This window comes from Njordella aestuarii, from assembly GCF_056494165.1.
In genome coordinates this window covers 2,437,654-2,463,180 of sequence record NZ_CM151397.1, presented here as the reverse complement: position 1 = coordinate 2,463,180, position 25,527 = coordinate 2,437,654, and the positions used below count along the sequence as shown (strand labels likewise).

Annotated in this window: 20 protein-coding genes and 1 tRNA gene; 12 read left to right on the top strand and 9 right to left on the bottom strand. The window is 52.2% G+C overall.

Annotated elements, in window-relative coordinates; genetic code table 11:
• Window positions 1-115 precede the first annotated feature (115 nt).
• Window positions 116-2,038: a DNA primase gene (gene dnaG, locus SH451x_RS09610; protein ID WP_479362239.1), complete on the bottom strand. Its 1,923-nt coding sequence runs from the start codon at window positions 2,036-2,038 to the stop codon at window positions 116-118.
• A gap of 629 nt (window positions 2,039-2,667) precedes the next feature.
• Between dnaG and SH451x_RS09605 the strand changes: the two genes are divergently transcribed.
• Window positions 2,668-5,226 (top strand): DUF1592 domain-containing protein, encoded by a 2,559-nt coding sequence (locus SH451x_RS09605; protein ID WP_479362238.1) that lies wholly within the window; start codon window positions 2,668-2,670, stop codon window positions 5,224-5,226.
• A 26-nt stretch (window positions 5,227-5,252) separates the two neighbouring features.
• Window positions 5,253-6,608 carry a DUF1552 domain-containing protein gene (locus SH451x_RS09600; RefSeq protein WP_479362237.1) on the top strand — a complete coding sequence of 452 codons (1,356 nt, stop codon included), beginning with the start codon at window positions 5,253-5,255 and terminating at the stop codon, window positions 6,606-6,608.
• A 100-nt stretch (window positions 6,609-6,708) separates the two neighbouring features.
• On the opposite strand, the gene SH451x_RS09595 is transcribed toward SH451x_RS09600, so the two are convergent.
• The gene (locus SH451x_RS09595; RefSeq protein WP_479362236.1) at window positions 6,709-8,157 is read right to left on the bottom strand and encodes a DUF6513 domain-containing protein; all 1,449 of its coding nucleotides are present in this window, start codon (window positions 8,155-8,157) and stop codon (window positions 6,709-6,711) included.
• A gap of 396 nt (window positions 8,158-8,553) precedes the next feature.
• Between SH451x_RS09595 and SH451x_RS09590 the strand changes: the two genes are divergently transcribed.
• From SH451x_RS09590 to SH451x_RS09580, 3 genes are all read left to right on the top strand, one after another.
• Window positions 8,554-9,255: an RluA family pseudouridine synthase gene (locus tag SH451x_RS09590; RefSeq protein WP_479362235.1), complete on the top strand. Its 702-nt coding sequence runs from the start codon at window positions 8,554-8,556 to the stop codon at window positions 9,253-9,255.
• Between the two features lie 10 nt (window positions 9,256-9,265).
• Window positions 9,266-10,042, top strand: coding sequence for an alpha/beta hydrolase (locus SH451x_RS09585; protein ID WP_479362234.1), 777 nt, complete (start codon window positions 9,266-9,268; stop codon window positions 10,040-10,042).
• Between the two features lie 145 nt (window positions 10,043-10,187).
• Window positions 10,188-10,261 (top strand) — tRNA-Met (locus SH451x_RS09580).
• A 237-nt stretch (window positions 10,262-10,498) separates the two neighbouring features.
• Here SH451x_RS09580 and SH451x_RS09575 read toward each other — a convergent pair.
• From SH451x_RS09575 to nth, 5 genes are all read right to left on the bottom strand, one after another.
• The gene (locus SH451x_RS09575; protein WP_479362233.1) at window positions 10,499-11,194 is read right to left on the bottom strand and encodes a hypothetical protein; all 696 of its coding nucleotides are present in this window, start codon (window positions 11,192-11,194) and stop codon (window positions 10,499-10,501) included.
• 271 nt (window positions 11,195-11,465) lie between these two features.
• Complete coding sequence (malQ, locus tag SH451x_RS09570; RefSeq protein ID WP_479362232.1) at window positions 11,466-13,028, bottom strand: 4-alpha-glucanotransferase; 1,563 nt, start codon at window positions 13,026-13,028, stop codon at window positions 11,466-11,468.
• 186 nt (window positions 13,029-13,214) lie between these two features.
• Window positions 13,215-14,129 (bottom strand): hypothetical protein, encoded by a 915-nt coding sequence (locus SH451x_RS09565; protein ID WP_479362231.1) that lies wholly within the window; start codon window positions 14,127-14,129, stop codon window positions 13,215-13,217.
• On the bottom strand, window positions 14,126-14,644 hold the full coding sequence (locus tag SH451x_RS09560) for a hypothetical protein (RefSeq protein WP_479362230.1): 519 nt from the start codon (window positions 14,642-14,644) through the stop codon (window positions 14,126-14,128). The genes SH451x_RS09565 and SH451x_RS09560 overlap by 4 nt, the downstream gene beginning before the upstream one ends.
• A 441-nt stretch (window positions 14,645-15,085) precedes the next feature.
• Entirely contained in the window at window positions 15,086-15,727 is a 642-nt protein-coding gene (nth, locus tag SH451x_RS09555) for an endonuclease III (protein ID WP_479362229.1), read from the bottom strand.
• 183 nt (window positions 15,728-15,910) lie between these two features.
• On the opposite strand from nth, the gene SH451x_RS09550 reads away from it, so the two are divergent.
• From SH451x_RS09550 to SH451x_RS09530, 5 genes are all read left to right on the top strand, one after another.
• Window positions 15,911-17,581 (top strand): C25 family cysteine peptidase, encoded by a 1,671-nt coding sequence (locus SH451x_RS09550; protein WP_479362228.1) that lies wholly within the window; start codon window positions 15,911-15,913, stop codon window positions 17,579-17,581.
• A 553-nt stretch (window positions 17,582-18,134) separates the two neighbouring features.
• Window positions 18,135-18,836, top strand: coding sequence for a ribonuclease PH (gene rph / locus SH451x_RS09545; protein ID WP_479362227.1), 702 nt, complete (start codon window positions 18,135-18,137; stop codon window positions 18,834-18,836).
• Window positions 18,837-18,921: 85 nt separating this feature from the next.
• Window positions 18,922-19,584, top strand: a complete 663-nt coding sequence (locus SH451x_RS09540; protein WP_479362226.1) for an RNA polymerase sigma factor — start codon at window positions 18,922-18,924, stop codon at window positions 19,582-19,584.
• Window positions 19,581-21,176, top strand: coding sequence for a serine/threonine-protein kinase (locus SH451x_RS09535; protein ID WP_479362225.1), 1,596 nt, complete (start codon window positions 19,581-19,583; stop codon window positions 21,174-21,176). Before SH451x_RS09540 ends, SH451x_RS09535 begins: the two co-directional genes overlap by 4 nt.
• Window positions 21,169-22,278: an RING finger protein gene (locus tag SH451x_RS09530; protein ID WP_479362224.1), complete on the top strand. Its 1,110-nt coding sequence runs from the start codon at window positions 21,169-21,171 to the stop codon at window positions 22,276-22,278. The genes SH451x_RS09535 and SH451x_RS09530 overlap by 8 nt, the downstream gene beginning before the upstream one ends.
• 68 nt (window positions 22,279-22,346) lie before the next feature.
• Here the strand turns inward: SH451x_RS09530 and SH451x_RS09525 are convergent, their stop codons facing one another.
• Complete coding sequence (locus SH451x_RS09525; RefSeq protein WP_479362223.1) at window positions 22,347-22,571, bottom strand: hypothetical protein; 225 nt, start codon at window positions 22,569-22,571, stop codon at window positions 22,347-22,349.
• 432 nt (window positions 22,572-23,003) lie between these two features.
• Here SH451x_RS09525 and SH451x_RS09520 point away from each other — a divergent pair, with 432 nt between their 5' ends.
• Window positions 23,004-24,110: an NADH:flavin oxidoreductase/NADH oxidase gene (locus SH451x_RS09520; protein ID WP_479362222.1), complete on the top strand. Its 1,107-nt coding sequence runs from the start codon at window positions 23,004-23,006 to the stop codon at window positions 24,108-24,110.
• 112 nt (window positions 24,111-24,222) lie between these two features.
• On the opposite strand, the gene SH451x_RS09515 is transcribed toward SH451x_RS09520, so the two are convergent.
• Entirely contained in the window at window positions 24,223-24,897 is a 675-nt protein-coding gene (locus SH451x_RS09515) for a DUF937 domain-containing protein (protein ID WP_479362221.1), read from the bottom strand.
• A gap of 175 nt (window positions 24,898-25,072) precedes the next feature.
• On the opposite strand from SH451x_RS09515, the gene SH451x_RS09510 reads away from it, so the two are divergent.
• Entirely contained in the window at window positions 25,073-25,519 is a 447-nt protein-coding gene (locus tag SH451x_RS09510; RefSeq protein ID WP_479362220.1) for a gamma-glutamylcyclotransferase family protein, read from the top strand.
• Window positions 25,520-25,527: the final 8 nt, after the last annotated feature.

The following is a 25,527-nucleotide window of genomic DNA, read 5'->3' as shown; positions in this document are numbered from 1 at the left end:
TGCTTTGAAGTTACCTCAAAGCATATTTCTGCAACGCAAGTATAAACACCGGTCGCAGTTTGGAAACGCCATAAACGGCGCGGTTCAGATTTCGTCTCCTTACGATTGATTGAACTTAGAACTCAGGCATTTTCCACGATTTGTTTTCGCGTGCAGATTGCAATACATCCTGTAAAACTTGCAACTGCTCTGTTTCGTCCAGTGTGGATGATTCCAACATCTTCAAGCGACGGTGCTGCTGCGCAACCAAGTCCGCTTGACCTACAAGGTCACACAAAGCCAACAGTCGCTCACGAGCATCAATCTTCAGTCGAGCGTTCTTGGCCGCTGACAATTGTTCAATGCTAACGAGCAACGATTTGATCTGTGCATCTTCTACTACAGCCATGATCGAATCAAAATCCAAATCATGTCCAGCGAAGTCGCAATCAACATACACGCGCATCAAAGCTTTACCAGGGGCACTTTCCAAAATTCGCCCATCAAATTGCTCTAATGCTAGCGGAACGAGATCTTCGCGTTGCACAAGTATCTCGAACAACTCTCGTTCAACCGCTGTAAGTTCGCTGTAATTTAGCTTTGCAACTGCAGATTTTGGCTCTTGCGGCAAAGCGCTGTCGTACGACTCACGAATGAAAATTTCACTCCCAACATCGCTGTTTGGTCCATTCAGCACCTTCCGCGCTTGAGCCCTGCTCTCGTTGCGTTGGCGATGTTCAGCCAAGCGGCTACGTAACAAGTTTGCTTCAATGCCGAATCGCTTGGACAACCTCAATACGACTTGGTCTTGCCGCAATTTATAACCGTCTTTAGCTTGCCCCGAACGCGTATCGGTCTTGGCCAAAAGTGCAAGTACTTGCTCAAGTGCCGCGTTCGCTCGATGCGTATCTTTGTATGGATCAACATCACCCAGCACTTCAACGATTTTGAACTCCAGCGCATCGACTGCATTCGAGATCAGAGTCCGAAGTTCGTCGCCGCCACGCTTTATCAAAAAGTCGCACGGATCAAGTTCTTCAGGGAGAGTAACAATCCGTAAATCGATCGAATGGCCAAGGAAAAGCTCCAAAATCTCAGTCGCTCGCCGCCGTCCAGCAGCATCGCCATCCAACACCAACACGACTTGTTCACAGTATCGCTTGAGCAATCGTAAATGATTTTCGCCCAACGCAGTACCACAGACTGCCACCGTGTTGGGAATGCCGAACTGGTTGGCCATAATGACGTCAGTGTAGCCTTCCATCACAACCGCCGTACGGCTTTGTGCAATCGATGTCCGAGCAAGATCGAGCCCGTATAGCAATTGATTCTTTTGATACAGCCGCGTCTCACTGCAGTTCACATACTTGGCTTGGTTCTCAGGTTCGCCCGGCATTAAGCGACCGCCTAGTGACACGAACCTTCCCTGCGGATCGGAGATCGGAAAAATCACGCGACCTCGAAAGCGATCATAGACCGAACCTCGCTCCGACTTCGCCGCCACTCCGACGCTTTCCAACAACGCCGTCGACTTACCGGCCGCTTTGAACCGATCGGTCAACCAGTTCCAATCGCTCGGAGCAAATCCCAGCTGAAAACGGTCGCTGCTTTCTTCGTCGATGCCGCGGCTAGCGAGATACGCTCGAGCATCAGCCGCGCTGGTGTCTTCGATTAGATATTTGCGATACTGAGCGACGACCCACTTCATCGTTTCGAACAGCTCGCGCTTGTTGTCGGGGCTGATCGCTTTTGGTCCGCCGACCTTCGGTAGCTCGATCCCTGCACGTTCGGCAAGCATCGCTAGAGTTTCCGGAAAGCTCAGTTGCTCTTTCTGCATCAAGAAGCTAAATACATCACCGCCCAGGTCACAAACCCAGCATTTCCAAATTTGGCGGCTGACATTAATCTGCAGCGACGGACGACGATCATCATGGAATGGACAAAGCCCGACATAATTCGCACCTTGCCGCCGCAACTGCATGTAGCTGCCCAGCAAGTCAACGATATCGGTCGCTGATCGCACGCGATCTTTGATCTCGTTATCCACGGCGAAATTCACGGCATCTCCTGGAAGTACTCGCAATCGACTTTGTTAATCCGCTCGGCCAACGATGTGACCAAGCGAACCGAACAATGTACAATATTCGCAGTACTATGCCATCATTTTCTGGAGGGTCGTTCCAGTCCTTGCGGCTTTGCGAACGTTTGCGGGCATTCGCATAGCATCAAGGGAGCAGTCCATTACACGGCGGAAGACTCTCTCACATTGCACAACCCGACGTCAACATCGATTTTCGGAAATTTTTCCGATTAGACTAAAGTCGCTCGATTTTCGGCTGCCCGTTTTCGTAACAGGTCAAGCGCATCGTAGCTGGCTTCGCCTAGAAGCCGGTGAAGTGTTGGGAAGCTCACCTAGATTCGACCGCGTTCTAGGCGAACGCAACTACGGAAGAGGATTTCATGCGAATCGTTCAAACGCATCGTAGCTGGCTTCGCCTGGAAGCCGGGGAATTGTTGGGAAGATTTGCTGTTTCGCCACGAGCACTGCTGGACAAGCCAGCAGTGGCACCCTTTTTCCGGAGCAGTAGGCAATAGCAACCGCACTCAGCCTCGACCGCGTTCTAGGCGAACGCAGCTACGAAGAATTTTCTCGCAAGCGAAACGCACCTACCTTAAATCTATTCACCAATGCCCAAATCTGTTTCATCGCTGTTCTATTGCCTAGCGTTTGCCGTAACGTTCCTCGCGATCGATATCAAACGCGCCGACGCACAAAACGCCTTCGAAGCCGACACCACGGGCTTTGAGAAAATCGCAACCGGCTTCCTTCAAACACATTGTGTCAGTTGCCATGGTCCAGACGATGCACAAGCGGAACTGCGGATGGACCGCGACTTGAGCGGCGACTTTAGTGACCTAGCGATCAAAGCACGATGGTCCGAAATAGTCAATGTACTGAACAGCCATGAAATGCCGCCAGAAGACCAACCGCAGCCTTCTCCACAAGAAGTGGCCGCTGTGGTCGACTGGATCACAAACCAAATGATTGCTGTCGAGGATTCCCGGAAAGATGCGGCGATCGTCCTCAGGCGACTGAACCGAGCGGAATATCGAAATACGATCCGCGATTTGGTCGGTATCGATTACGAGGTCAAGCATTTTCCCCAAGACCCACCCGCTGGCGGATTCGACAACAATGGCAGTGCTCTAACACTCTCGCCAATTCAAATGGAAATCTACTACGATGCGGCGAGAGCAATTTTAGACAAAGCCCTTGTTAAGGGACCGCAACCCGAAAAAATCATATGGCGTGTCGAACCCGAAACAGGCGATGGCGATCACAATCGCGTAAAGTTTGGCAAGTATCGACCAATCGTCAACGGCGGACAAAATGCGGTAGCAGACGGTTGTAAGGTTCTGCATCACAACAACTGGGATCGTTCAATCAACGTTCGCGATTTCCACCTTCAATCCGAGGGGGAATATATTCTTCGGATCCATGCCGGAAGTAAGGTGCCAGATCGAGCCCAGGTCATTGAGTCGGCGAAAAAGTATCTCGCACAACGCCGCGATCGCGAACTCGCCGAAACGCCGGCTAACCGCAAAAAGTATGTTGAAGAGCAATACGAGCGCGATCTACGTCATTTTGAAACCGATCGGATGTACGACTATGGATCGCCTCGCATTAAGGTGACTCGCACTCTAGCTGGCCAGCCAGTGGTCATCGCCGAGCTTGACATTGATGCACCGCTCGACGCGAAACAGCCGTACGAAATCCGAACGAAATTTACGACAGAGGATGCCGGCTACACACTTGAGTATGCGTATGACATTCCAGCCGAACTCGAAAACTTTTGGATGCAGACGGCTGACGATTTTGCACGGCCCGAAGCGTGGATCGATTGGATTGAACTCGAAGGCCCGATCTACGAAGCTTGGCCGCCTGCGAGCCACTCTCGTATCCTAGTCGAATCACCTAACAAAAATGTGGATGAAACAAAATATGCTTTCGAAGTCGTTCAGCGATTCATGCAACGTGCGTATCGCCGACCGGTAACTACTGATGAGGTCGCTATCAAATTAGAACTGTACGCGGCGGCCCGTGAGCGCGGCGACGAATTCTTGGAAGCAATCATACTTCCGCTGACAGCGATTTTGATCTCGCCTCAATTTCTTTGCATTACCGAAACGACCGAGCCAGGCGAACTGCTTAATGGATTCGAATTGGCGAATCGTATGTCCTACTTTTTGTGGAGCAGTTGCCCTGATCGAGAGCTATTGAGTCTCGCTTTTGAAAAGAAGCTCCATGGTTCAGATACGCTCGACGCACAAATCGATCGGATGTTGGTAGATAGTCGATCGGAAGCGTTCGTAGAAAACTTTGCTGGCCAGTGGTTGGGACTGCGTGACGTCGGTGCGAATCCACCTGCTACAGATCTTTACCGACACTATGATCGGCATTTAGAAACGTCCATCGTCGGCGAATCGAAAGCATTCTTTCGCGAGATCTTGAAGAACGATCTCGCCGTTACCAACTTTATCGATTCCGATTTTGTCGTCATCAATGAACGCCTCGCGCGATTCTACGGCATCTCTGGCGTCAAAGGAGATGACTTTCGCAAGGTCGCCGTGCCCAGCGGGGTGAAACGCGGCGGCATTCTCACGCAAGCTTCAATCCTTTCGACGACCTCCAACGGCACACGCACTTCTCCTGTAAAACGCGGCGTTTGGATTATGAAGAATGTACTGGGTATCGATCCAGGCTTGCCCGTAGCCAATGCCGGCGAGATTGCTCCCAAGGTACCGGGAATCGATAAAGCCACGGTGCGGCAACGTCTGGAAATCCATCGTGAACTTCCACAATGTGCTCGCTGCCATAACAAGATCGATCCGCTGGGTTTTGCGCTCGAGAACTACGACGCGTCTGGATTCTGGCGAGACCGTGAAGGCTTTGGGTACAAAGGCCGCATCAACGACGACGATCCGCCGATCGATGCGTCTAGCCGCATGCTTGATGGAACAGAGATTATCGGCATCGAAGGTCTGCAAGCAGCTTTGATGGACCAGCAAGAACTCTTCCTGACCTGTCTGGTAGGCAAGCTGTATACTTACGCGTTAGGCCGTGAGCTTCGCATAGCCGATCGTCCGTACGTTGCTGCAACCGTCCAACATATGCAAGACACCGAACTTACTTTGAGAAATGCGATTAAGCACATCGCCCAGTCCAAAATTTTCCAGACACGATAATTTGTCGCTTGATGCCGGATTCGATTATGACTTCAAAACGCCAGCTTGATCGTCGCACCATACTCCGTGGATTAGGAGCCGCGATCAGCCTACCGCTGCTCGATGCTATGCTTCCCGGCATTACACACTCTCGCGCAAACGCTGCAACGTCGCAATTCAAACCGTCCGCAGCGTCGCTTGCCAAGCAACCTCGCTTGATATGCTGTTACGTACCCAATGGCGTCAACATCATGCAATGGGTTCCGCAACAAACCGGTGTTGGATACGAACTGTCGCCTACGTTACGAGCTCTTGAAGAGCATCGGCAAGAATTCTCCGTTATCTCGGGGCTCGGCCATCAACAATCCGAAGGCGGTCACAGTGGTGCAGATACTTGGTTGACAGGCGCAAATTTGAAGGCGGTTCCAGGCAGTGACTATAGCAATACGATATCGGCCGACCAGATCGTCGCGGCCAAGCATGGCGTGCAGACGCGTTTCAGTTCGCTGCAGCTTTCCGATCAAAGCGGTACTGGTTCGGCTGGGCATTCGCATACTCTGTCGTTTAACGCTTCGGGCACACCAATTCCATCCGAAGATTCTCCGAAACGGCTTTTCGAACGCTTGTTTGTGCCCGAGTCGTCGAAAGATCGAAGTGCGACGCTGCAACGCTACGCAGAGAAGAAATCGGTGCTCGACAGCGTGCTGGGAGAAGCCAACCGGCTTCGCGGCAAACTGCATGGAGCTGACCAGCAGAAGCTTGAGCAATATTTGAGCAGCGTTCGCGAGACAGAACAACGCGTTGAGCGGCTGGAGCAATGGATCGACGTCGCTAAACCACAAATTGACGCTAAAGATTTACAGCTGGCAAGCCAGCCTGGGAATGCGCATGATCGTCCGATGTGGATCGATGTCATGCTGGAGCTTTCCTATTTGGCATTTCAAACCGACACGACGCGCGTCATCACGTACGAGTGGTCGCGTGAAGCTGGCGGCTACGGTGGAGGAGGCGAGAATCATCATGAACTCTCACATCACGGCGGCGATGCTGGGATGCTTGAGAAACTGGCCCAAATAGATCGTTTTCACGTGGAGCGGCTAGCGCGTTTCATGTCGTTGCTTAAGGAAACGACGGATGGAGATTCGAACATGCTGGCTCAAACAATGATCGTCTTTGGTTCCGGTATGAATTCGGGCGAAGGCGGCGAGCACTCCCCCAAGAATCTTCCGCTCTTGGTAGCCGGTGGTTCATCCTTCGGGCTTAAACATGGTCAGCACCTAGCGTTTGACGAGAACAACCATCCTCCCCTGAGCAACGTACTGCTGACTTTGATTCAAAAGATGGGAATTGAGACGCACGAGTTCAGTGATGCAACAAGCACACTCACGGGCCTCGGTTCGTAGTACCGCCTTCAGGCGGCTCGGCGTTTGGGAAATTAGAAATAAAGCCGCCTAAAGGCGGTACTACGAACAAAGTCTTAACAAGTGAGAACTCATTCTGGGCTCACTTAGTCTCATCGGCTTGACGACGATACGTGCGTTTCAAGCGATGCGTTTTCGTGTCTTGCGTTAAATGCCCCCACTGCAGAGATTCGTCTTGTTCGTAACGCTTGCCAAGCTGCAGGGCGGTCGCAGCTTTGGATAGTTCGTAACCCAGATAGAATGCGTGAGAAGGATCGACATTCGCCGACTGCGGTAAAGCCATAAGTTCGTCCATCATCGCAAATGGATCTGTCCCGCTGATGTGAGTTTGCGAAGACACAAGATGGATTTGTGCGTTGTCGATTAAAATTCGATAGTTGTTGTCACGGATCGTCGCGGAAAGCTGCATGAGATATTCAGCGGGGTAGTTCGTAAGCTTTGGATCGCGCAACATCACTAACCGCGGATCGATTCGCTTTGGTGGCAAGTTGCGAGACTGTGCGAAATGAACTAGTCGACGCGCGATGTTGCATTCTGCAACACTCGATCGAGCCCAGTTGATAACTTGCGTTGTAAGAACCGAAGATATCCCCAGCTCTTGGCAGATCGCCAACAAGATTACGTTCACGCCGGCAGAATCGACATCTGTCAGCTCGGTAATGTTCCCGATCCCCATCAGTGTTCGCTGTTCGGGAAACTCTTTTCGAACTGCAGCATATCGATCAAGCGAGTTCACAAAACCACACCCGATTGGCTCCAGGATTGGATCGATTCGAAATGGTACGTTTTTATCAGTCAGAAAATTAACTGTTCTTGAAACTGATTGCATCCAATCGTCATCAGCGTCGGGCACAACAACCACTTCCGCATTCCAATCAACACAGGCGTTGCGGTTGGTAGCGTTTACAGAAAGCACTAGTTCTGCGCCGTGGGAAGTTGCTTCATTTGCCTCCCAAATGTCGAACGTATCGATAGAGCAACGGAAATTTTTTTCGCGCAAACAGCGGACAGCGATTCCCACATCTTTCCACTGTGAATTTGGATCGCAACCAAGGTCGATTATGTCCGCTCCGTCTTGGACTAACCTCGATGCTTCGCTGATCAGTTCATCGATCGTTAAGCGATGTGCATAGTTGATCTCGGCAATGATCTCGATGCTGTAGTCGCCATAGCCTTCGCGTTGCACCTTGCGGCCAAACATTTCAGGCAAGTCGCGAATATCGCGTGGTCCGACGATAAGTTTTGCAGCAAATTTTTTTTGCAAAAGTTCGACGTCATCCGTGAGGTAACCTGGTACAAAAACGAAGTCGACATCGTTTGGGATTTCCAGTTTTTTTGCAATCCATTTCGCTGTCATCAACGCTGCTACAGTGATAGGCATCACCGTAATCTCGTAAGCGAATGAAAACTCCTTCGACAACTTTTCAACAATAGTCTGGACGGCTGGGCTTGCGATTTTGCCTGTCACAAAAAGCAATCTTTTCCCACGGATTTGCGAAGTATCAAGCGATTGTTGGGGGATCGATTGCATGCTGATTTGCGTAAGCAACAATTAACTGCGAAGGTACTGTGATGAACATGGGACATTGTACTTGAGATTCGCAAAACGCGTTGCTGCGATTCGCGCGAAAACGTTTTCTTTGCGTTACGCGCAGACATAAATTCGACTGATCGGCATGTTCCGAGTGGATGATAACGGGTTGCCCGGCAGTCAAAATTCTTCGTTGCAAATCAAAATCCCTCTTGACCTGAATTGCTTCATGTATAGAACATTGCAAACGAGAAGTCTTTTTTCGAAGTGATTGACCTACTGCTTAATGTCGATTGCTTCACGTGGCCGAGACTTCTCGTTTTTTTATGCGCAGTTCCAAAGACAAACGTCATCACTAAATGCAGCGACTTCGAATAAGTTTGTCACGTTGATTTCATGTCACTTGCAATTAGTGTTATTCACGACGACCCATGGTTTATCGCACTCAACAAGCCAGTTGGGATTTTTACGCAAGCGCCGCACGGTGTCCCTTCATTGCAAGATGAATTGGTGGCGTATTTGGAGCTGCAAAAGGAAGGTGGTGCAAAACCTTTCGTTGGCATTGTGCATCGACTGGATCGTCCTACCAGCGGCATAGTGATCTTTGCAAGAAACGCTCGTGCGCTGGCACGTTTGAATGAACAATTCCGACTGCGGACGGTCAGCAAAGAATACTTAGCAGTTGTACACAACGAGCCGCCGTGCGAAGGTGTAGCGAACGATTGGATGCGTAAAATTGATGACGTTGCCAAAGGAGAAATTTGCGACGAGACGGTCGATGGCGCAAAGCTTGCAACGTTATCATGGAATGTTTTGGCATCGATGCATGGAAGATCGTTGGTACGAGTCTGCTTGATGACAGGTCGCATGCACCAAATTCGTTTGCAGTTTGCCTCTCGGGGTTGGCCGATTGTCGGCGATAAGATCTATGATGAAGAATTCGCGGCGCGAGAGGACCAGTTTGACTTGTTTGGTTTGCATTCTGCATCGCTCTCGTTCCGGCATCCCAAAACGGCCAAGCAGATGAAGCTAGCCGCGACGGTTCCCGACAGTTGGAAGTTAGCGTTTCCAGAGTTTGCAACTTATTTAGAATCGTAAGTTTGAACGCATGAGTATCGAAGAAAAGTATCTGCAAAAGCTGCGCGGGTATGCTCGCCAAGTCGAAATGGTGGGGCAGTTGGAAACGTGCATTGTTCAGCCGAGCGAGAGTGGTCGCTCTAGTAATGAAGGCGGGCCCGATAGCTTGGTGGTGTTGATGCATGGCTACGGAGCTCCGCGCGATGATCTGGTGGGACTGGCTGCACCGTTGTTGGTCGAGTGCTTTAAGTTGGGGCTGCAGCCGATTCTCGCTTTTCCAGGTGCGCCTCATATGCCACCAGAGTTGGGTGGTGGTTCTGCTTGGTGGCCGATTAACATGGCACGGCTCATGGAAGCTGCGGCGAAGCATTCTTTTGACCAGATGCGTAATGAAGTCCCGCCTGGGATAGACGAAGCGCGCGAAGCGGTGGCCGAGACGACCGAGTTGTTGATGGCGCGTTTTGGGATGGATTCGAGCCGACTAACATTGGGCGGTTTTTCGCAAGGAGCGATGTTGGCAGTCGACACAGCGGCCCGCGGTTTGAAGGAGGCACCTGCGAAGCTGATCGCATTCTCCGGCGCGTGTATTTGCGAGAAGCAATGGCGGGCGTCAGGCGACAGGCTCGGCAAGACGCTTGCCTTTCAAAGCCATGGGAGTGCCGACCAGATACTGCCGCTGGAGACGGGTGGATTTTTAAATGAAGTGCTGACCGACTTATGTGCGTCGGTCGAATATGAAAAATTCAGCGGTTACCATGAAATCCCAGAGGCGGCCATCGAAGCTGCCGCGAAATTGATTGCCCGCTAGTGCAGACAACATTTCACCAGCGAGCGAACTGGGGTTAAAGCCTGTCAAGAAACGGACAAAGTTCGGGAAGCGAAGAGCTGGTTTAAGCGAAATGTAGGGCTTGCTGAGATCGGAATGAAGTAGTATTTTATTGCAGATCGTATTTGGCGAAGTAGCTCAGTCGGTTAGAGCACTGGCTTCATAAGCCAGGTGTCGCCGGTTCAAGTCCGGCCTTCGCTATTTTGACTTTACCCGGGTATCTCGGGTCGGAAGTGAGGGTTTTTCCGGCCTGTTGCGGTCCTGATGAATTTTGCCTCGCTGTGGGAGTACCGAGAAGAGGGTACAACACTCGCCGCTATGCAAGATTTGCACGGCGTTCTACCGGCAGGCTTTTTAGTAGCCGTCGGTTCTTTGCTCAATCGAATGTCTCTTTTTTCGTTCGATGAATCTCAGGAATCTGGGCGCAACAAAAACAGACTACCAACCGTGGTCGCAGGCGATTTCTGCGTCACGGAAAAGGACGAAATACGCAATCGGTACTCTTCGACCGGCGACCGATATATTGGCGCGACCCAAGAGCAAGTCGGCGTCGATCAAGACTAGCTCGTCGACTAACAATCGCGAAGGATCGTACCAAGGATTGTCCGCAATCGTGTAGTCCAGCAGCAAAGGTGCAGCGGCGCTGTGCTGCGAAATCGCGACGAAATTGCCGATGGTCTTTTTCTCGCCCGATAATATCTCTCGCTTGGCAATCCATCCACGGCAATCAAGTCTGCAAATGGGCACTTGGTTCACCATGATGTTATGCCCGATCGTTTCACATCCATCGAAGCGAAAGGTCTTAACGTCTTGGGTCATCCCAATCAGCGCTGGACCTATTCCCTTGTTGATTCCGCGCCATTCTCCGGCTAGAGACTCTTTGTCAGGCGCAGGGCATTGGGCTAGCAGAAAGTCGAGCTCCCTTTTCGAAAGCTTCGCAAGACTCAGTGCTCGCGCTGTCGACTCGTTGACGCTTGGACTGGCGTCGCGATCAAGATTCCAGCGAATAAACGAAGCTCGTGAAAGCGAGTGGTCGATCCGGCGCTGCATAAAACCAGGAAGCGAAGAGCAGCCGGAAGAACTTGCTAACATGCAAGCTACAGCAATCAGTAGTATGCGGCTTCTTGCCAACATTCGTACGCCGCCTTAAAAGATTGACTCATGATTGCGTTCAGTCCGGTGGCACAAAACCGGAGGGCTTGCGCCCTACCGCTAAAACTGATTTGCGAAAGCTGTTTCTGGACAATCCTTAAAACTTTCGGCAACCGGACTGCACGAAATTAGAGTTTCGATCCGCTTCGCAGCAATACACCTGATTGTTCAGTCCCATGTTAGACTGCGCGGAGTTTGACGCGGGCGTCGCAAAGGCTAGCTTACGAGAAAACACTCTCCAAGCAGCCGCGTGTTATCGCCTCTGATAAAGGTCAACGAGCTTTGCAAGTCGCTCGGCCGTGCCAGTTGAAGCATAATCTGCGGGCAAGCGCCACGACCAGTTGCCGCTGGACGTCGAAGGTTGATTCATTCGTGATTCAGAACCCAGCTCAAGCACATCTTGCATCGGGAAGATCGCCGTACGTCCAACGGAGCTCATTGCCATGCGAATAAAATCCCAAGCAGGATTCTCGACTTCGCAGCCAAAATACTCTTTAATTCGTTCCTTCGTCTCGTCCGAACACTTGGTGAACCAGCCAACCGTTGTGTCGTTGTCGTGGGTACCTGTGTAGACGACGCTAGTCAATTCGTGGTTATGTGGCAGAAAATTGCGGCATCCATCGTCCAGCGAATCGAATGCGAACTGCAGCACTTTCATGCCCGGGAAATTATTGTCTTTGCGTAACTGTTCGACAGCAGGGGTGATCATGCCCAAGTCTTCGGCGATAATCGGCAGTTCACCTAGCTGTCGGCGTACTTCACGGAAAAGTTCTGCTCCCGGCGCTGGCACCCACGTGCCGTTAATCGCGGTCTCCTCTTCCGCAGGGATTGACCAACACGCTTCGAAACCACGGAAGTGGTCGACGCGAATTATGTCAACCAGCGTTCGAGTTCCTTCAAAACGACGGACCCACCATGCAAACTGGTCGAATCGCATCTGTTCCCAATTGTAGACCGGGTTACCCCATCGCTGTCCAGTTTCGCTAAAGTAATCTGGGGGAACTCCCGCAACAAGCGTGGCATTACAATCCTCGTCGACAACAAATTGTTTAGGCGCACTCCATGCATCGACACTATCCAAGGCGACAAAGATTGGAAGATCGCCAATGATGCGAACACCACGATCATTCGCATAGTGCTTGAGCTCTAACCACTGAACAAAGAAATGGAATTGAAAGACTTTACGGATTGCGATCTCACCTGCCAGCTTTGCACGCCAACGTTCAATGGCGGCGGGTTCACGCAGCTTGATGTCGCGATCCCAATAGTTGTTCCACATTGCTCCATGCCGCTGTTCCGCGACTGCTTTGGCATCAAAATGAGTCTTTAAAGCCATATACAATGCGTAGTCGTCGAGCCACTGAGCGTGTTGACGACAGAAGTTTTCGAAGGTCGTCTTGCGACTCAAGCTGGCCGAACGAAGAAAGTTTTCCGCCGCTTTACGGAGCAACGGATACTTCCATTCAATAAGCGGCCCGAACATAACCTGATCATCGCGGAAGCTTGAAGGCGGATTCAAGTCGGACCACTCGAGGTCACCTTCTTCGACCAAACGCTCCAAGCTGATGAGGATCGGGTTCCCCGCAAAACTTGAAAAGGATGCGTACGGGGAATCGCCGTAACCAGTCGGACCTAGCGGCAGGACTTGCCAACACGATTGGCCAGCTGCGACCAAGTAGTCGACAAACTGAAATGCGGAGGTACCGAGATCGCCGATGCCGTATGGTCCGGGCAAACATGTCGGGTGTAGCAGGATACCCGAAGTGCGTCGTTGCAACATGTTGTCATATATTTGTTGTGCGTTGATAACCGTCACGCGACTTCGCTGGCGGATGCTACGAGAATAACGCCAAAGTAGAATTCTTACGAGTCGCAATTGACGTACATTGAGCGACAATTCATTGCATAATTGCTCGCCGCACGCGGTTTAAATCGCCGATTTGGCAGAGTTTAACAAATGCGCAAAACCTGCCGACGCTAAACTCTGCAGCGTTTCGCCAGCTCACTGTCCGGCGGCTTTGCGTTGCAGGTGATCCATGATTTCAACATTGAGCTTGTTTGCGTCAGCATACGCCTTTTCGAAGTCAAGCTTCGATGTGCGAATCGTAGCACTCTGCGAAGACCAGGATTCAAGCTTGCGCACGAGGGCGTCTCGGTCTGCCTTGGGAAACTCGGGTGTGAGTCGCGCGGCCAGCGTCCGACAGCCTTGCTCTAGTTCGTCCAGCCTGGTGTTCAGCTCCGTTCGATCTGCAGGTACGTCGGCATACCACTGTTTTGCTAAGAGTGCGAGTTCGGCATAATATTCCTCTGGCTCTAAGTCGCTTGAGATCTGGTCGACGTTCTGCCAACCCCAACGATGCGGATCGACTGATGTCTGTGAGTCTGCGGTAAAGGTCCTCATTAACGTCGGTCCAACAAAGGCAAAGATCAATCCAATGCCGATCCCTGCGACTACCGCAATGGTTATCAATTTCTTGAACGAACTTCGCGCGGCGGCCTTACCATCGCGTGCTCCCAAAAGTTGAGCCGCTTCGGGGCCCAAGAACAGAGCCAGGTGCGTGCGATTTGACTGGGACATCTCCGACGAGTCTAACGTCAAGAATCGCTCTTGCCAAAACTTGCCACCACTTGAAAAGACATACGCTTGCAGTTCCAACAGCAACTCGGGACGTTGCAACAGACGGCGAATTTGGATTCGATCAAGTGCCGCACAGCCGGACTTCAGAAGTTCCGCGTTCCGATCTGCCAAAACGTCGTCCAAAGTCAGGATCGCAATCACTTCATTTGCTTCACGCAAGCGACCGATTCCCTGCAGCTCTACGACTAACTGTTGCAGCGCTTTGCCGCAAAGCATTCGATCCAGCCACAGTGCGAGCTGATCGTCCGGTCTCGGAATGTCGAAACTGACTAGCTTCATGATCTCTTCATCCCGAGGCAACGCTGCAGTTGCTCTTGAGCAGCCTTCAGCCATCTATCGGCGCGTTCGGAATCGATCGCTTGATCACGGCACAGTTCTTCCCAAGGCGTTGCTACGACGAAGGCTCGGGCAAGCGTGCGGTGCTGTGTCGTCAACGTTGCGAGGCAGGCTTCCAAGTCGGCCTTGAAGGCTTGTTGCGACGACGTACTGGCGACATTAGGATTTCGGGCAATTTCCGAATGGTGAACCGCGATCACTTCATCGGCGAGCGTCAGGAGCCACGCGACATATGATTGGGACGTCTGGAATTCGGCACTGCGCGACCAAGCTGCTTGCCATAATTTTAGATGCACTTCGGACAGCGACGCTTCTGCTGTGCGAGCGGCAATGTACGAGTCACTCATACCGCATAGCCGTTCGTACAGCACCAGGAATGGCGCATACGCTGACGACCGCGGCGCATTCTTTGCGACCCATTCGCCAATCGCTTCGTTTGCTGAGTGATGCCAAGCCATAGATGTCTGTTGTGATACTTTGTGTAGCTGTACGTTGCAAGCCGATCGGTCGTTTTTCGTAGCTGGCCTCGCCAAGAAGCCGGGGGATGTGTTGGGAAGCTCACCTGTTACGCCGCGAGCACTGCTGGACGAGCCAGCAGTGGCAACCGTTTTCAGGAAACGGTCCGAGATTCGTTTCGGGAAATGCACCGAGATTCGACCGCGTTCTTGGCGAACGCAGCTACGGAAAAGATTTCAAGCGCATCGTCCAAGCGCATCGTAGCTGGCTTCGCCTAGAAGCCGGGGGATGTGTTGGGAAGCTCACCTGTTACGCCACGAGCACTGCTGGACGAGCCAGCAGTGGCACCCGTTTTCAGGAAACGGCCTAAGTTTCATTTCAGGGAACGCACCCAGATTCAACCGCGTTCTAGGCGAACGCAGCTACGGGAAGAGATCCAATCGCTATTTCGCTGAGGGCTTTCGTTTAGGGTATAAGGTGCGACAGATTTCGCATACAGTGCCGTCACAGGCTCGAGCTGAACAATGTTCACGGCCATAGTAAATGATCTGCAGGTGAAGCTTGTTCCAGCTCTCTTCCGGGAATAACTTCTTGAGATCGCGTTCAGTCTGAACCACATTCTTGCCGCTCGAAAGACCCCAACGCGCCGCTAGCCGATGAATGTGCGTGTCGACGGGAAATGCCGGTACGCCAAACGCTTGACAAATCACGACACTGGCCGTCTTGTGCCCAACGCCTGGTAAGGTTTCCAGCTCTTCCAAAGTACGAGGAATTTGCCCCGAGTACTTTTCAATCAGGATCTTCGAAAGCCCAGCGATCGCTTTGGCCTTCTGAGGGCTAAGACCACACGGGCGGATTATCTCTCGAATTCGCTCTTCGCCCAACTCGACAAGTTCGGCGGGCGTTTTGGCCACAGCCCACAAGTTCGGCGTCACGCGGTTAACCATTTTGTCCGTGCACTGCGCGCTCAGCAAAACTGCAACTAACAACGAAAACTCGTCGTGATGATCCAGCGGAATTGGCGGATCGGGATAAAGTCGGCTCAGTTCTTGGGCAACATGAGCCGCTCGCTCGCTTTTTCGCATAGCAATATTCAGAGCAAAAACCTCGATTCTAAGTCACTTTAGGGAGTAAATCGAGCCCGATCCAATCGAATCGGAAAACCCTGCCTGAACGAAAAACTCTATCGATCCGTAAACGCTAATTCGTTACGATTATTGAAGTGGTATCGAAACCATGTTTACTCAGCATTGCAAAGCGAACGAAGTATGTATTCGGCACGACAGCTAAACAGCCAGCTAGCGATCATTGCGATGTGGGCTGTGTGCGTGGGCTTGCCGGATTCTCTGATGGCCGATCAGGTCAATTTTGAGCCAGCGAAACGACGAGCTGTAGTCGCCGTTGTGCCTCCCGGCTGGGAAGACTCGTTGGCGGATTGGTCAGCTTACCGTCGCTCGCAAGGCTACGAGGTTCTGCTGTCGAATCCTGGACACGATGCCGAGGAAACGAAGTCTGCGATTGCCAAGCTGGCTGAATTCGGCCAGTACGACCAACTGTTCATTTTACTGGCGGCAGACTCGACGCCAATCAATCAACGGCAGCTTTCCCAAGTCGACTCTGGGTTCGTCCCAACATTCTATGCGGTCTCTTCTGCGGTAGTGAATTTCGGCGGCGATACAATGATTGCGACCGATTACGTTTACGGCGACTTGAACCAAGACGGCATTGCAGAATGTCCCGTTGGTCGGATTCCGGCACAATCGCCGGAGCAACTGCGGTTCTTTGCACAACGAGCTATTGACTACGAGCGAGAAATTAAGCCCGGCGACTGGCAATACGAGATGAATATGACAGCCGGCATTGGCGGATTTTCGATGCTGACTGATCTGGCAATATCGGGATTCGCCAAGGCCCTGCTGACCGAAGCGTTACCGCCAGAGTTCGTATTGCAGCTAACCCATGCCAGCGAGAATAGCCCCTACTATCCTTCCGCGGCAAAATTTCGAGACGCTGTTGTCGATCGTATCAACCGCGGCAGTCTGCTCTGGGTTTACGTCGGACATGGAAACGTAATGCAGCTCGACCAAATCCGCGAGCAGGAACGGTTCTATCCGATTTTGAGCGTTGAGGACGCTGCTGAACTAAAAACGAACAACGCCGGAAGTATCGCCATTTTGCTTGCTTGTTACTCCGGCGCAACGGATGCAACGCAGGGTTGTTTGGCGGAGGAGATGGTGCGTCAGCCGCAAGGGCCGATCGCTGCAATAGCGGCTTCCCGCGTTTCAATGCCGTATGGGATGAGTGTTCTGGCGAAGGAAATGTTGCACCAAATGTTCGTCAATCGCTCCGAGACGCTGGGCGAAATCCTTTTTAACGCAAAAACCGCAGTAGCCCATCATGTCGATGCCGGTGAACAAGAATCGCCAGCGAATCTCGATCTACTGATGGATTCGATGGCCGCGGCGCTTAGTCCTGCGGGCCACGATCTAGCTCAAGAGCGTCGCGAACATCTTTGGTTGATGAACTTGATTGGCGATCCCACGTTGCGGATGCGATACAGCGAGCCACTTGAATTCGAATGCAGTCCGGAGCTAACCAAGACTCGTAAAGTGCAGATCCGAGGGCAAGCTGCATTTGCTGGCGAGCTAACGGCCAACTGCCAATATGAACGGGGCAGGATTCCACGGCCTGCGTTGCGCATGATGTCGGAAACGGCGAAAGCTAAACGAACGAATGGAGTTGTGAACGACGACGATCTGTTGGCTCTGTACAACGCAGCGAACGCGATCGTTGTCAGCGAATCGAACAAGGCGGTGGCGGCGGGCGATTTCGTTATCGAGCTTGAACTTCCCGAGGAGGCCACTGGCAGGCTTGTTGTTCGAACTGCGTTGTCCAATCGCGATCAGTCGGCTGTCGGCGTTCAAGTCATCGATCTCTAGGTAGATTTTGCTTGTCCATCCGTGCTTGTGGTGCGCCTTCTCTCAACGGGCAATTTCCTGAAAAATGGTGCCACTGCTGGCTTGTCCAGCAGTGCTCGTTGCGTAACGGCAAAGCTTTCCAGTACATCCCCGGCTTGTACTTCTTCCCGTAGCTGCGTTCGCCAAGAACGCGGTTGCAGTTGGGTGAGGTTTCTGAAACGGATCTAGAGCCGATTCCTGAAAACGGGTGCCACTGCTGGCTTGTCCAGCAGTGCTCGTTGCGTAACGGCAAAGCTTCCCAATGCTTAACCGGCTTGTACTTCTTCCGTAGCTGCGTTCGCCTAGAACGCGGGTGCAGTTGGGTGAGCTTTCCATTGTGCCCCCGGCTTCTAGGCGAAGCCAGCTACGATGCACTTGTACGATGCGATGTGTGATGGGTTTTCACGTTACTCTTCCACCATGGGCTTCTAGGCAAAGCTGGCTTCCTACGTCAAACTAGGTGATTCAACCGAATTTCCTTTCGAACCGGCAATAAAGAAGCAGCGGTTCGATTCCTTAACGATCAATGTAGGCTATGCAAACTCGACCGATTTCAATCCAACGTCACTTTACTAAACATTCGGCTGGATCTGTGCTCTACCGTTGTGGAGACACTGTCGTTTTGTGCACTGCGAGCGTTGCGGACCAAGTTCCACCGTGGATGGTTGGGAAAGGGCGTGGATGGATCACAGCCGAGTACAACATGCTCCCTCATAGCACAAACCCGCGTAAAGGACGCGAGCGTGCTGGCAAGACCGACGGCCGAACAGTTGAAATCCAACGTTTGATTGGACGATCGATGCGGGCGGTCGCTGATTTGGAACTGCTTGGCGAGCGAAGCATAACCGTCGATTGCGATGTGTTGCAAGCCGACGGTGGGACGCGAACGGCAAGCATCTGCGGCGGGCTGATCGCTATGGTCGACGCGTTAAAGCCATTCTTTGGTCAAGGAGCTCGTGAAGCATATCCGCTGCGAGACACCGTGGCTGCCATCAGCGTTGGCGTCGTAAATCAAGAAGTTCTGCTCGATCTCAATTACGACCAGGATTTCGCAGCCGATGTCGACATGAACGTTGTGATGACGGGCGGCGGTCGGTTTATCGAGATTCAAGGAACGGGAGAAGAAGCGACCTTCGACGATTCTCAACTCGCCCAACTTTTGTCCGCCGCAAAGCTAGGGATTCGCGAGATTATCGCTGCCCAGCGCGACGCCCTTGGCGACGATTGGCCGTTTTAGCTAATCATCAAACGACGGTCATCGCGGCGTTTGTGAAAAATCTGGCTTTTTCGTGTAAGATTCGACGTTGAGCTGTGTTCCTCCAATGTTCACAGACAGAATCTACTCCAGTTCCATGCACGAATCGGACGAGCGCTTGGCACTTCAACCGCACACTCGAGCAAGTTTATTGTTGCGATTAAAAGATCGTGATGATGAATCAGCGTGGGAAGAATTTGCCGCAATCTACCAGCCGATTTTGTACCGGATGGCTCGTTCTCGTGGACATCAGGATGCGGATGCACGCGAAATCGTTCAAGAAGTCATGGTTGCAATCACTCGCCATATCGAAAAATTTCAACCGCAAAAGGAACATGGCTCCTTTCGAGCTTGGTTGTCGACCATTGTACGCACGAAAGCGATCAATCATTTTGTGCGGCACTCCGACCAACGAAGCGTCGGCGGAACGGCTTTCGCACAGAGGTTAGAGCAGCATGTTGATCCACGTTGCAATGCAGAACAATCTTTTGAGCAGGAGTTCCGCAAGCAAATGTTTCTGTGGGCGGCCGACAAGGTGCGTGATACCGTAAGCGATTCGACTTGGCAAGCGTTTTGGCTGAGCTGTGTTCAAGATTTCTCGGTTAACGAAGTCGCAAGCCGTTTGAAGTTGTCGGTCGGCTCGGTTTATGTTGCGCGAACGCGTGTCATTGCCAAGATGCGTCGCACTATTGAAGCTTACCAAAGGCTCGACGAAGGAGCAGGCTCATGATTCGTCGCATCTGTGATTTCGATGACCTTGCATGGACAACACTGCTCGAAGACAGTGCGAGTGACCAACAAACACGTACGCTTTCCCAGCATCTTGAAATCTGTGACGAGTGCCGGCATCGATTCGAACAGCTCGCTGCTCCCGACGAGTGGTGGCGGGAGACGGCGAGCGTGCTGACGCGCGAGCCAACATTGTTCACGCTGGACGAGCCTGCGCAAGCCATAGAAGTCGACGAAGGTTTTCGCTGGCTTCACTATCTGCAACCAGATGAAAATGCCGAATCGCTCGGGTCGATCGACGTTTACTCGGTGCGTCGGCTATTGGGTGCTGGCGGGATGGGGGTCGTATTTGAAGCGTTTGATCCTTCGCTTCATCGAACCGTCGCGATCAAAGTCATGCATCCTCATTTCGCCATTTCGGGGGCAGCCAGGCAACGGTTTGCACGCGAGGCGAAAGCTGCCGCAGCGGTTGTGCATCCGAATGTAGTGCCGATTCATGCCGTTGTGGCTGATGCAACGTTACCTTATCTGGTGATGACTTACATTCCAGGCGAATCGTTGCAAGAGCGGCTTGATCGCGAAGGCAGCTTGGCATTTGACGATTGTTTAAGCATCGCGGCGCAGGTTGCAGATGGGCTTGCGGCCGCTCATGCGCAAGGACTTGTTCATCGAGATATCAAACCGGCGAACATTCTACTGGAGCGAGGAACGGCACGAGTTTGGCTAACCGATTTTGGTTTAGCCAGAACGCTAGACGATGCGACGGTCACGGCCAGCGGTGTCATTGCGGGCACGCCTCAATACATGTCACCGGAACAAGCCAGTGGCGAGCCCGTAGATTCTCGCAGCGATCTATTTTCGCTCGGAAGCGTACTGTATACGATGCTCGCAGGTCGCCCGCCGTTCCGAGCTGAAACGAGCTTGGCCGTTTTACGTCGCATCTCGGACCATGAGCCACGTGAGCTCAACGAAATCCGTTCCGAGATACCGCTCTGGTTAGAAGCGATCGTCGGTAAGCTTCAAAGTAAATCGATCCGCGACCGGTTCGATGACGCCAGCACCGTACGGGACCTGCTGCGACAATGCGCGGTGCACTTGAGTAACCCGCAACGAGTTTCCTTGCCCGAGACCGCCATCCAACTGCAAAAGAGTCTCAAGCATCAGCGAAAGCAAAGTTTAGCTAGTCGTCGTTCGCGTCTGAAGCATTGGACGGCTGAGAGCCGGAAAATCGCAATGGTGCTTGGGTGCCTCGCCGTGTTATTCTGTATAAGCGCCGGTGTTTATTTGCTCTCGCAGCCGTCTCAAAAACCAGAAACGAGTGCGCAGATTTCGGAAACTAAGGCCGGCGTAAACGTCAATTCAGCTCAGGTTGGATCGGTTTCAGAGCCTGCGCTGCCGGAACTTTCGAGAACACCAAAATCGCCACCAGTGCAACCATCGGCTGAGTTTCGTCCGACCTATACTGCCCGTGTGGACTCGGGCCTGGATGAAACTTTTTTTCGGTCGATCGATATGCGAATTTACGAGATACGTCAACGGATTGAACAGCTTCCTTATCCTATTTTTGATGGAGTTCGAGTGAGTCATGAATAAGCGAAAAATCACGAAGTGGGTTGCGGCATCGATAGCGACAACGACCCTCGTTGCCATCGTCTCGCAGTTCCTTCCGTCGCCTAGAAACGCAGCAGCGGATGAAACGGATCATGTGTTTACTACTCCTCCGGTCGGGCCAAGTGGGGCCGTCTACGAGACTTCTAAACCGCCTCAGCAAGTCAGTATTGAAGTGGCTCCAGGCGTGTACGCTCCGCCGAATCACCTTCCCCGCTTCAATGATGGCAGCGTGAGAACCCTAAGTTTTCCAGTCACGTCTACTGTTTTGGGGGCTGATGGGAGGCCTACTCAGGTAACAAAGCTAAGTACCATACACGCCACGTCCGATGGAAAAAGATTCGACGATATCGAAACTGCAAATATCCATGAAGAAACGCTGACGCTCACTGCCCGCTATCGACAAGAAAAAGATGCCGATGCTAAGGCTACCATTCGAGAATCGTTGTTCGAAGCGATTACGAAAGAATACGACGCACTGCGATCGGTGCGGTTGAAGGAAATCGACGAACTGGAGAAGAAATTGGCTGATGTTAAAGCCAACCTTGCCAAACGAGATGAAGTGAAGGACAAAATTATCGAAAGGCATGTCGAGCAGTTACTTGGAGTTGACCCATTATACCAATGGGATGCCACTCCTGTGCAAACGGAGTATGCCCAACCGGCAAATCAAGTCCAATTCAATGGTCAAACTGATTCAGCTCTACGTGAAGTTCCAAGTCAGCCCAATTCGTACGGATACAGGCCACTAGCGCATCAGGGGGTGCCGCCATGGAACGTTGCATATCCGTCCGGTGATGAACCACCGGCTTTACAACCTAGTCTGTCATCTCCCAATACTTGGTACGCGCCGAGCTCGAATCCTGCTCTGTCAAACCGATCGCCAGCATCTACGTTTGAACCCGAGGCGATGAAAATGCCTTCCTTTCGCGCTCCTGAGCAAAGATTAACGGTCGATCAATTAAATTCTCTCCAGCCTGTTCTCGAGTATCTAGAAAGTCAGCTTGAAAATTCAAAAGTTGAAAAAGAAAAGGAATTGCTCCGGAGCAAGATACAAACGCTAAGAAAACTTGTTCCAAAGGCGTAACCGGCGACTGAAACCTTTACCCAGGCTTAGTAAATACACCGGAGGGCTTGCGCCCTGCCGCTTGAGTTTTAGCTGGCTGGGTCGTCGTTACTCTTAGCTTGCTGGGCTTGCCAGTCTTCTACGAGCTTGCAGAGCATCTCTTGCTCGGCAAGCCTCGCCTTGATCGTGCACTTTTCTTGATAAGCCAACGAATCGGGCAGGCGAGCAAGCAGATCGTCTGCCCAAGCTCTCCGTTGCTCTTCGGAAATTCGCTTCTCCCGCTTACGATGCTCTTCGAAAAATTCATTTGTCATTCTGGTTGAGCAGCCTCGTTAGAAAATTTACACGATCGATCCGTCGCTGTTCCGGCGGAAGAACCATCATCAAGTCCATTTGAAATCCGATTCATCAACAAGCCTCCAAGCAGTCGTGCCGTTGGCCCACTTCTTTTTGCGGCTATTTTCCCAGCCCTACAGTCCGAGCTGGGTAAGTGGATTGATGACCCGACAGGTGCAATAGGATCATCGTTCGACTGGGGCGAGCCCAGTCGGGACGCAGGGGCAGCGAATACTACGCTGTTATTGATCCCATATCGACCGAGACAAGCTCAGTCGCGTTACATCTTGCATGTGTCATTGAAAGTCGTTTTAGCACGTGCTTTATAGCCGCCCCTTGAACGTAGTGCAAAATGTAAGGTTGCGATAAGATGGGAAAAGTTCATTTCGTTCCTTGGAGAAAAGAAGATCGTGCCGCATTTATTCAGTGAATTTCAGCTTAAGGATGTCCGCCTCAAGAATCGAATTGGCGTTTCCCCGATGTGCCAATATTCATCGATCGATGGCATGCCTAACGACTGGCACCGCGTCCATCTAGGAACGCTGGCCGTCGGTGGATCTGGTTTGGTCATCGTGGAAGCTTCCGCGGTTTCGCCCGAAGGCCGCATTTCGCCGCAAGATTCTGGCATTTGGAATGACGCACAAGCTGCCGCCTTTGAGCCTATCAATCGGTTTATCGAAAGCGTCGGAGCTGTGCCTGGCATTCAGATCGCGCACGCTGGCCGCAAAGCCAGCGCGTATCGGCCTTGGGATGGCGATCAACATATACCGGAGACTGAGCCTGAGGCGTGGGAGATTATTGGGCCATCGGCGAACGCCTTCGGTGGTATCCTCAACCGCGTTCCCAAAGAAATGTCGGTCGAGGACATCGCTCGCGTTACACAGGACTTCGTAGCGGCCGCCAAACGTGCGCTTGAGTCGGGGTTTAAGTGGCTAGAGCTCCATTTTGCGCATGGCTATCTGGCTCAAAGCTTCTTTTCACCGCTCGCAAACATGCGAACGGATCAATACGGCGGGAGCTTTGAAAACCGAGCACGATTCTTGCTAGAAACATTGACGGCCGTTCGCAAAGTCTGGCCTGAGCGTTTGCCGCTTACTGCGAGGCTGGGTGTGATCGATTTCGTCGACGGACAGCAACCGCTGGAAGAATCGATTGAACTCGTTCGCTTGATGAAGACAAATGGGCTTGATCTCATCGATGTGAGCATGGGATTCAATACTACCGATGTCTCGAATGTCCCCTGGGGCAAGCACGGTTTTATGGTGCCGATTGCGGAAAGAGTCCGACGCGAAGTCGCTATCCCGACGACGACCTCCTGGAATATCTCGGAACCAAAATTGGCGAATGAGTATATCGTCAACGAGCAAGTCGATCTGGTTTTCATCGGGCGTGCATTGCTTGACAACTCACATTGGCCGTATGTAGCGGCCCAAGAGTTGGGCATCGACAAGCCAGCGAGCGTTTTGCCAGCACCTTACGGAAGCTGGCTAGCGAAATGGCGTCCCGCTACAGAGTAGCGGCGAACAGATAGCGAAACTTTGAAGCCGCAAGTGCCAACAGCAAGCAATTCGACCGAGCTCGCCTCGGTCGAAACAGATCTAAACTAGCCTGAGGCGTCGATGCACTCGCTTACTTGCGACCGAACAATTTGCTCATGCCGAACTTCATAACGTCGGACATATCGAAGTCGCCATCGCCATCTTGATCGAACATTGAACCAAGAAACGACGATCCACCTTCGGACTTGCGAATGTTCTCTCGCTCTTCTTGCAGCACGTCGTGCGTCGTGGCTTCCTTGCTCGCACTCGCTTTACTAGCAACTGCGCCTAAGACCAAAGGGCCGAGCATTGCTATGAGCGGACCGATTTGATCGGAATTCAAACCGCTTGTCTTACCGATAGACTTTTCGACGCGTTCTTTCTTTTGGCCAAATAGCCCGCCCAATACATCCGATATCGATCCCGCACTCTCGCCGAATGGGTTGGCTGGGGCTTGCGCCTGGGCGGCATGCGACGGAGTTGGTTGCGATTGGGCAGGCCGCATGCCTGGCGGCAAAACATCACCAAACGAACTGGCAGCGGAACGTGCTGACGCTGAATTTGCCGCTCCCATACCTAACTTCTTGTAAAGATCTTCCACCGATGTCTTCTTGTCGGTCGACCTTCCCAGAGCTTCGATCATCGTTGGAAGTGCGGCCGAAATCGCGCTTTCCGTCTGCTTGCGATCCGCTCCGATCTTTTGGGCAATTTGATCAACGCCGCCCTGTCCCATCTGTCCAAGTATCAGATCCAGTACACTTGCCATCTTGAAAATGCCTTCCCAATGTCTCGATTAGCCGGTCCAATGCCATTGCTGAATGGTGCCGGTAGCTTAAAAATGCAACGCTCTCGCGGTCGCCCGCGATACTGCACAAAATTATACCGAGCTGACCACCGACGGGCAGCGGCGTGGGGAAAGAAAGTTGGGACTGGGAGCTAAGATGGCTGACGACAAGAAGATTTTTGTTTACGGAACATTGCTCGGCGGAATTGCAGCGTGCAAAGTTTGGCCGCATGCGTCATCGACTATCGAAAAAGGTTGCGTCCAAGCAGAAATGTATAGCTTGGGCCCTTACCCCGCGATCATTCCCGGCACTACTTGGATAATAGGCGAACTTCACACGCTCTCCGACGAAGTCTGGGACGAGACGCTCAAAACGCTCGACGCGTTCGAGGAATATGATCCGTATGATCTGGCCAAAAGCCTTTACCTTCGCAAATTGATCTCGGTCGAAACAGAGAACGGAAGGCACCAGGCTTGGGCCTACTTTCTCCATAGCCCAAAAATTTTGCAAGACCTCGATACTCGTTACCAGTCGATCTTACCAAGCGTACTATTTATGAATCGCCGCTGTGCGGCATGGCGGGCCGATTCGCATCAAACGTGAAGATGCGG

Excerpts from the sequence above, each read along its gene's own strand:
- SH451x_RS09525 (WP_479362223.1), bottom strand. The coding sequence starts at position 22,571 with ATGACAAATGAATTTTTCGAAGAGCATCGTAAGCGGGAGAAGCGAATT.
- SH451x_RS09540 (WP_479362226.1), top strand. The coding sequence starts at position 18,922 with ATGTTCACAGACAGAATCTACTCCAGTTCCATGCACGAATCGGACGAG.
- SH451x_RS09535 (WP_479362225.1), top strand. The coding sequence starts at position 19,581 with ATGATTCGTCGCATCTGTGATTTCGATGACCTTGCATGGACAACACTG.
- SH451x_RS09590 (WP_479362235.1), top strand. The coding sequence starts at position 8,554 with ATGTCACTTGCAATTAGTGTTATTCACGACGACCCATGGTTTATCGCA.
- SH451x_RS09595 (WP_479362236.1), bottom strand. The coding sequence starts at position 8,157 with ATGCAATCGATCCCCCAACAATCGCTTGATACTTCGCAAATCCGTGGG.
- SH451x_RS09565 (WP_479362231.1), bottom strand. The coding sequence starts at position 14,129 with ATGAAGCTAGTCAGTTTCGACATTCCGAGACCGGACGATCAGCTCGCA.
- SH451x_RS09605 (WP_479362238.1), top strand. The coding sequence starts at position 2,668 with ATGCCCAAATCTGTTTCATCGCTGTTCTATTGCCTAGCGTTTGCCGTA.
- SH451x_RS09530 (WP_479362224.1), top strand. The coding sequence starts at position 21,169 with ATGAATAAGCGAAAAATCACGAAGTGGGTTGCGGCATCGATAGCGACA.
- SH451x_RS09575 (WP_479362233.1), bottom strand. The coding sequence starts at position 11,194 with ATGTTGGCAAGAAGCCGCATACTACTGATTGCTGTAGCTTGCATGTTA.
- SH451x_RS09600 (WP_479362237.1), top strand. The coding sequence starts at position 5,253 with ATGACTTCAAAACGCCAGCTTGATCGTCGCACCATACTCCGTGGATTA.
- SH451x_RS09560 (WP_479362230.1), bottom strand. The coding sequence starts at position 14,644 with ATGGCTTGGCATCACTCAGCAAACGAAGCGATTGGCGAATGGGTCGCA.
- SH451x_RS09585 (WP_479362234.1), top strand. The coding sequence starts at position 9,266 with ATGAGTATCGAAGAAAAGTATCTGCAAAAGCTGCGCGGGTATGCTCGC.
- SH451x_RS09510 (WP_479362220.1), top strand. The coding sequence starts at position 25,073 with ATGGCTGACGACAAGAAGATTTTTGTTTACGGAACATTGCTCGGCGGA.
- SH451x_RS09515 (WP_479362221.1), bottom strand. The coding sequence starts at position 24,897 with ATGGCAAGTGTACTGGATCTGATACTTGGACAGATGGGACAGGGCGGC.
- nth (WP_479362229.1), bottom strand. The coding sequence starts at position 15,727 with ATGCGAAAAAGCGAGCGAGCGGCTCATGTTGCCCAAGAACTGAGCCGA.
- SH451x_RS09550 (WP_479362228.1), top strand. The coding sequence starts at position 15,911 with ATGTATTCGGCACGACAGCTAAACAGCCAGCTAGCGATCATTGCGATG.
- rph (WP_479362227.1), top strand. The coding sequence starts at position 18,135 with ATGCAAACTCGACCGATTTCAATCCAACGTCACTTTACTAAACATTCG.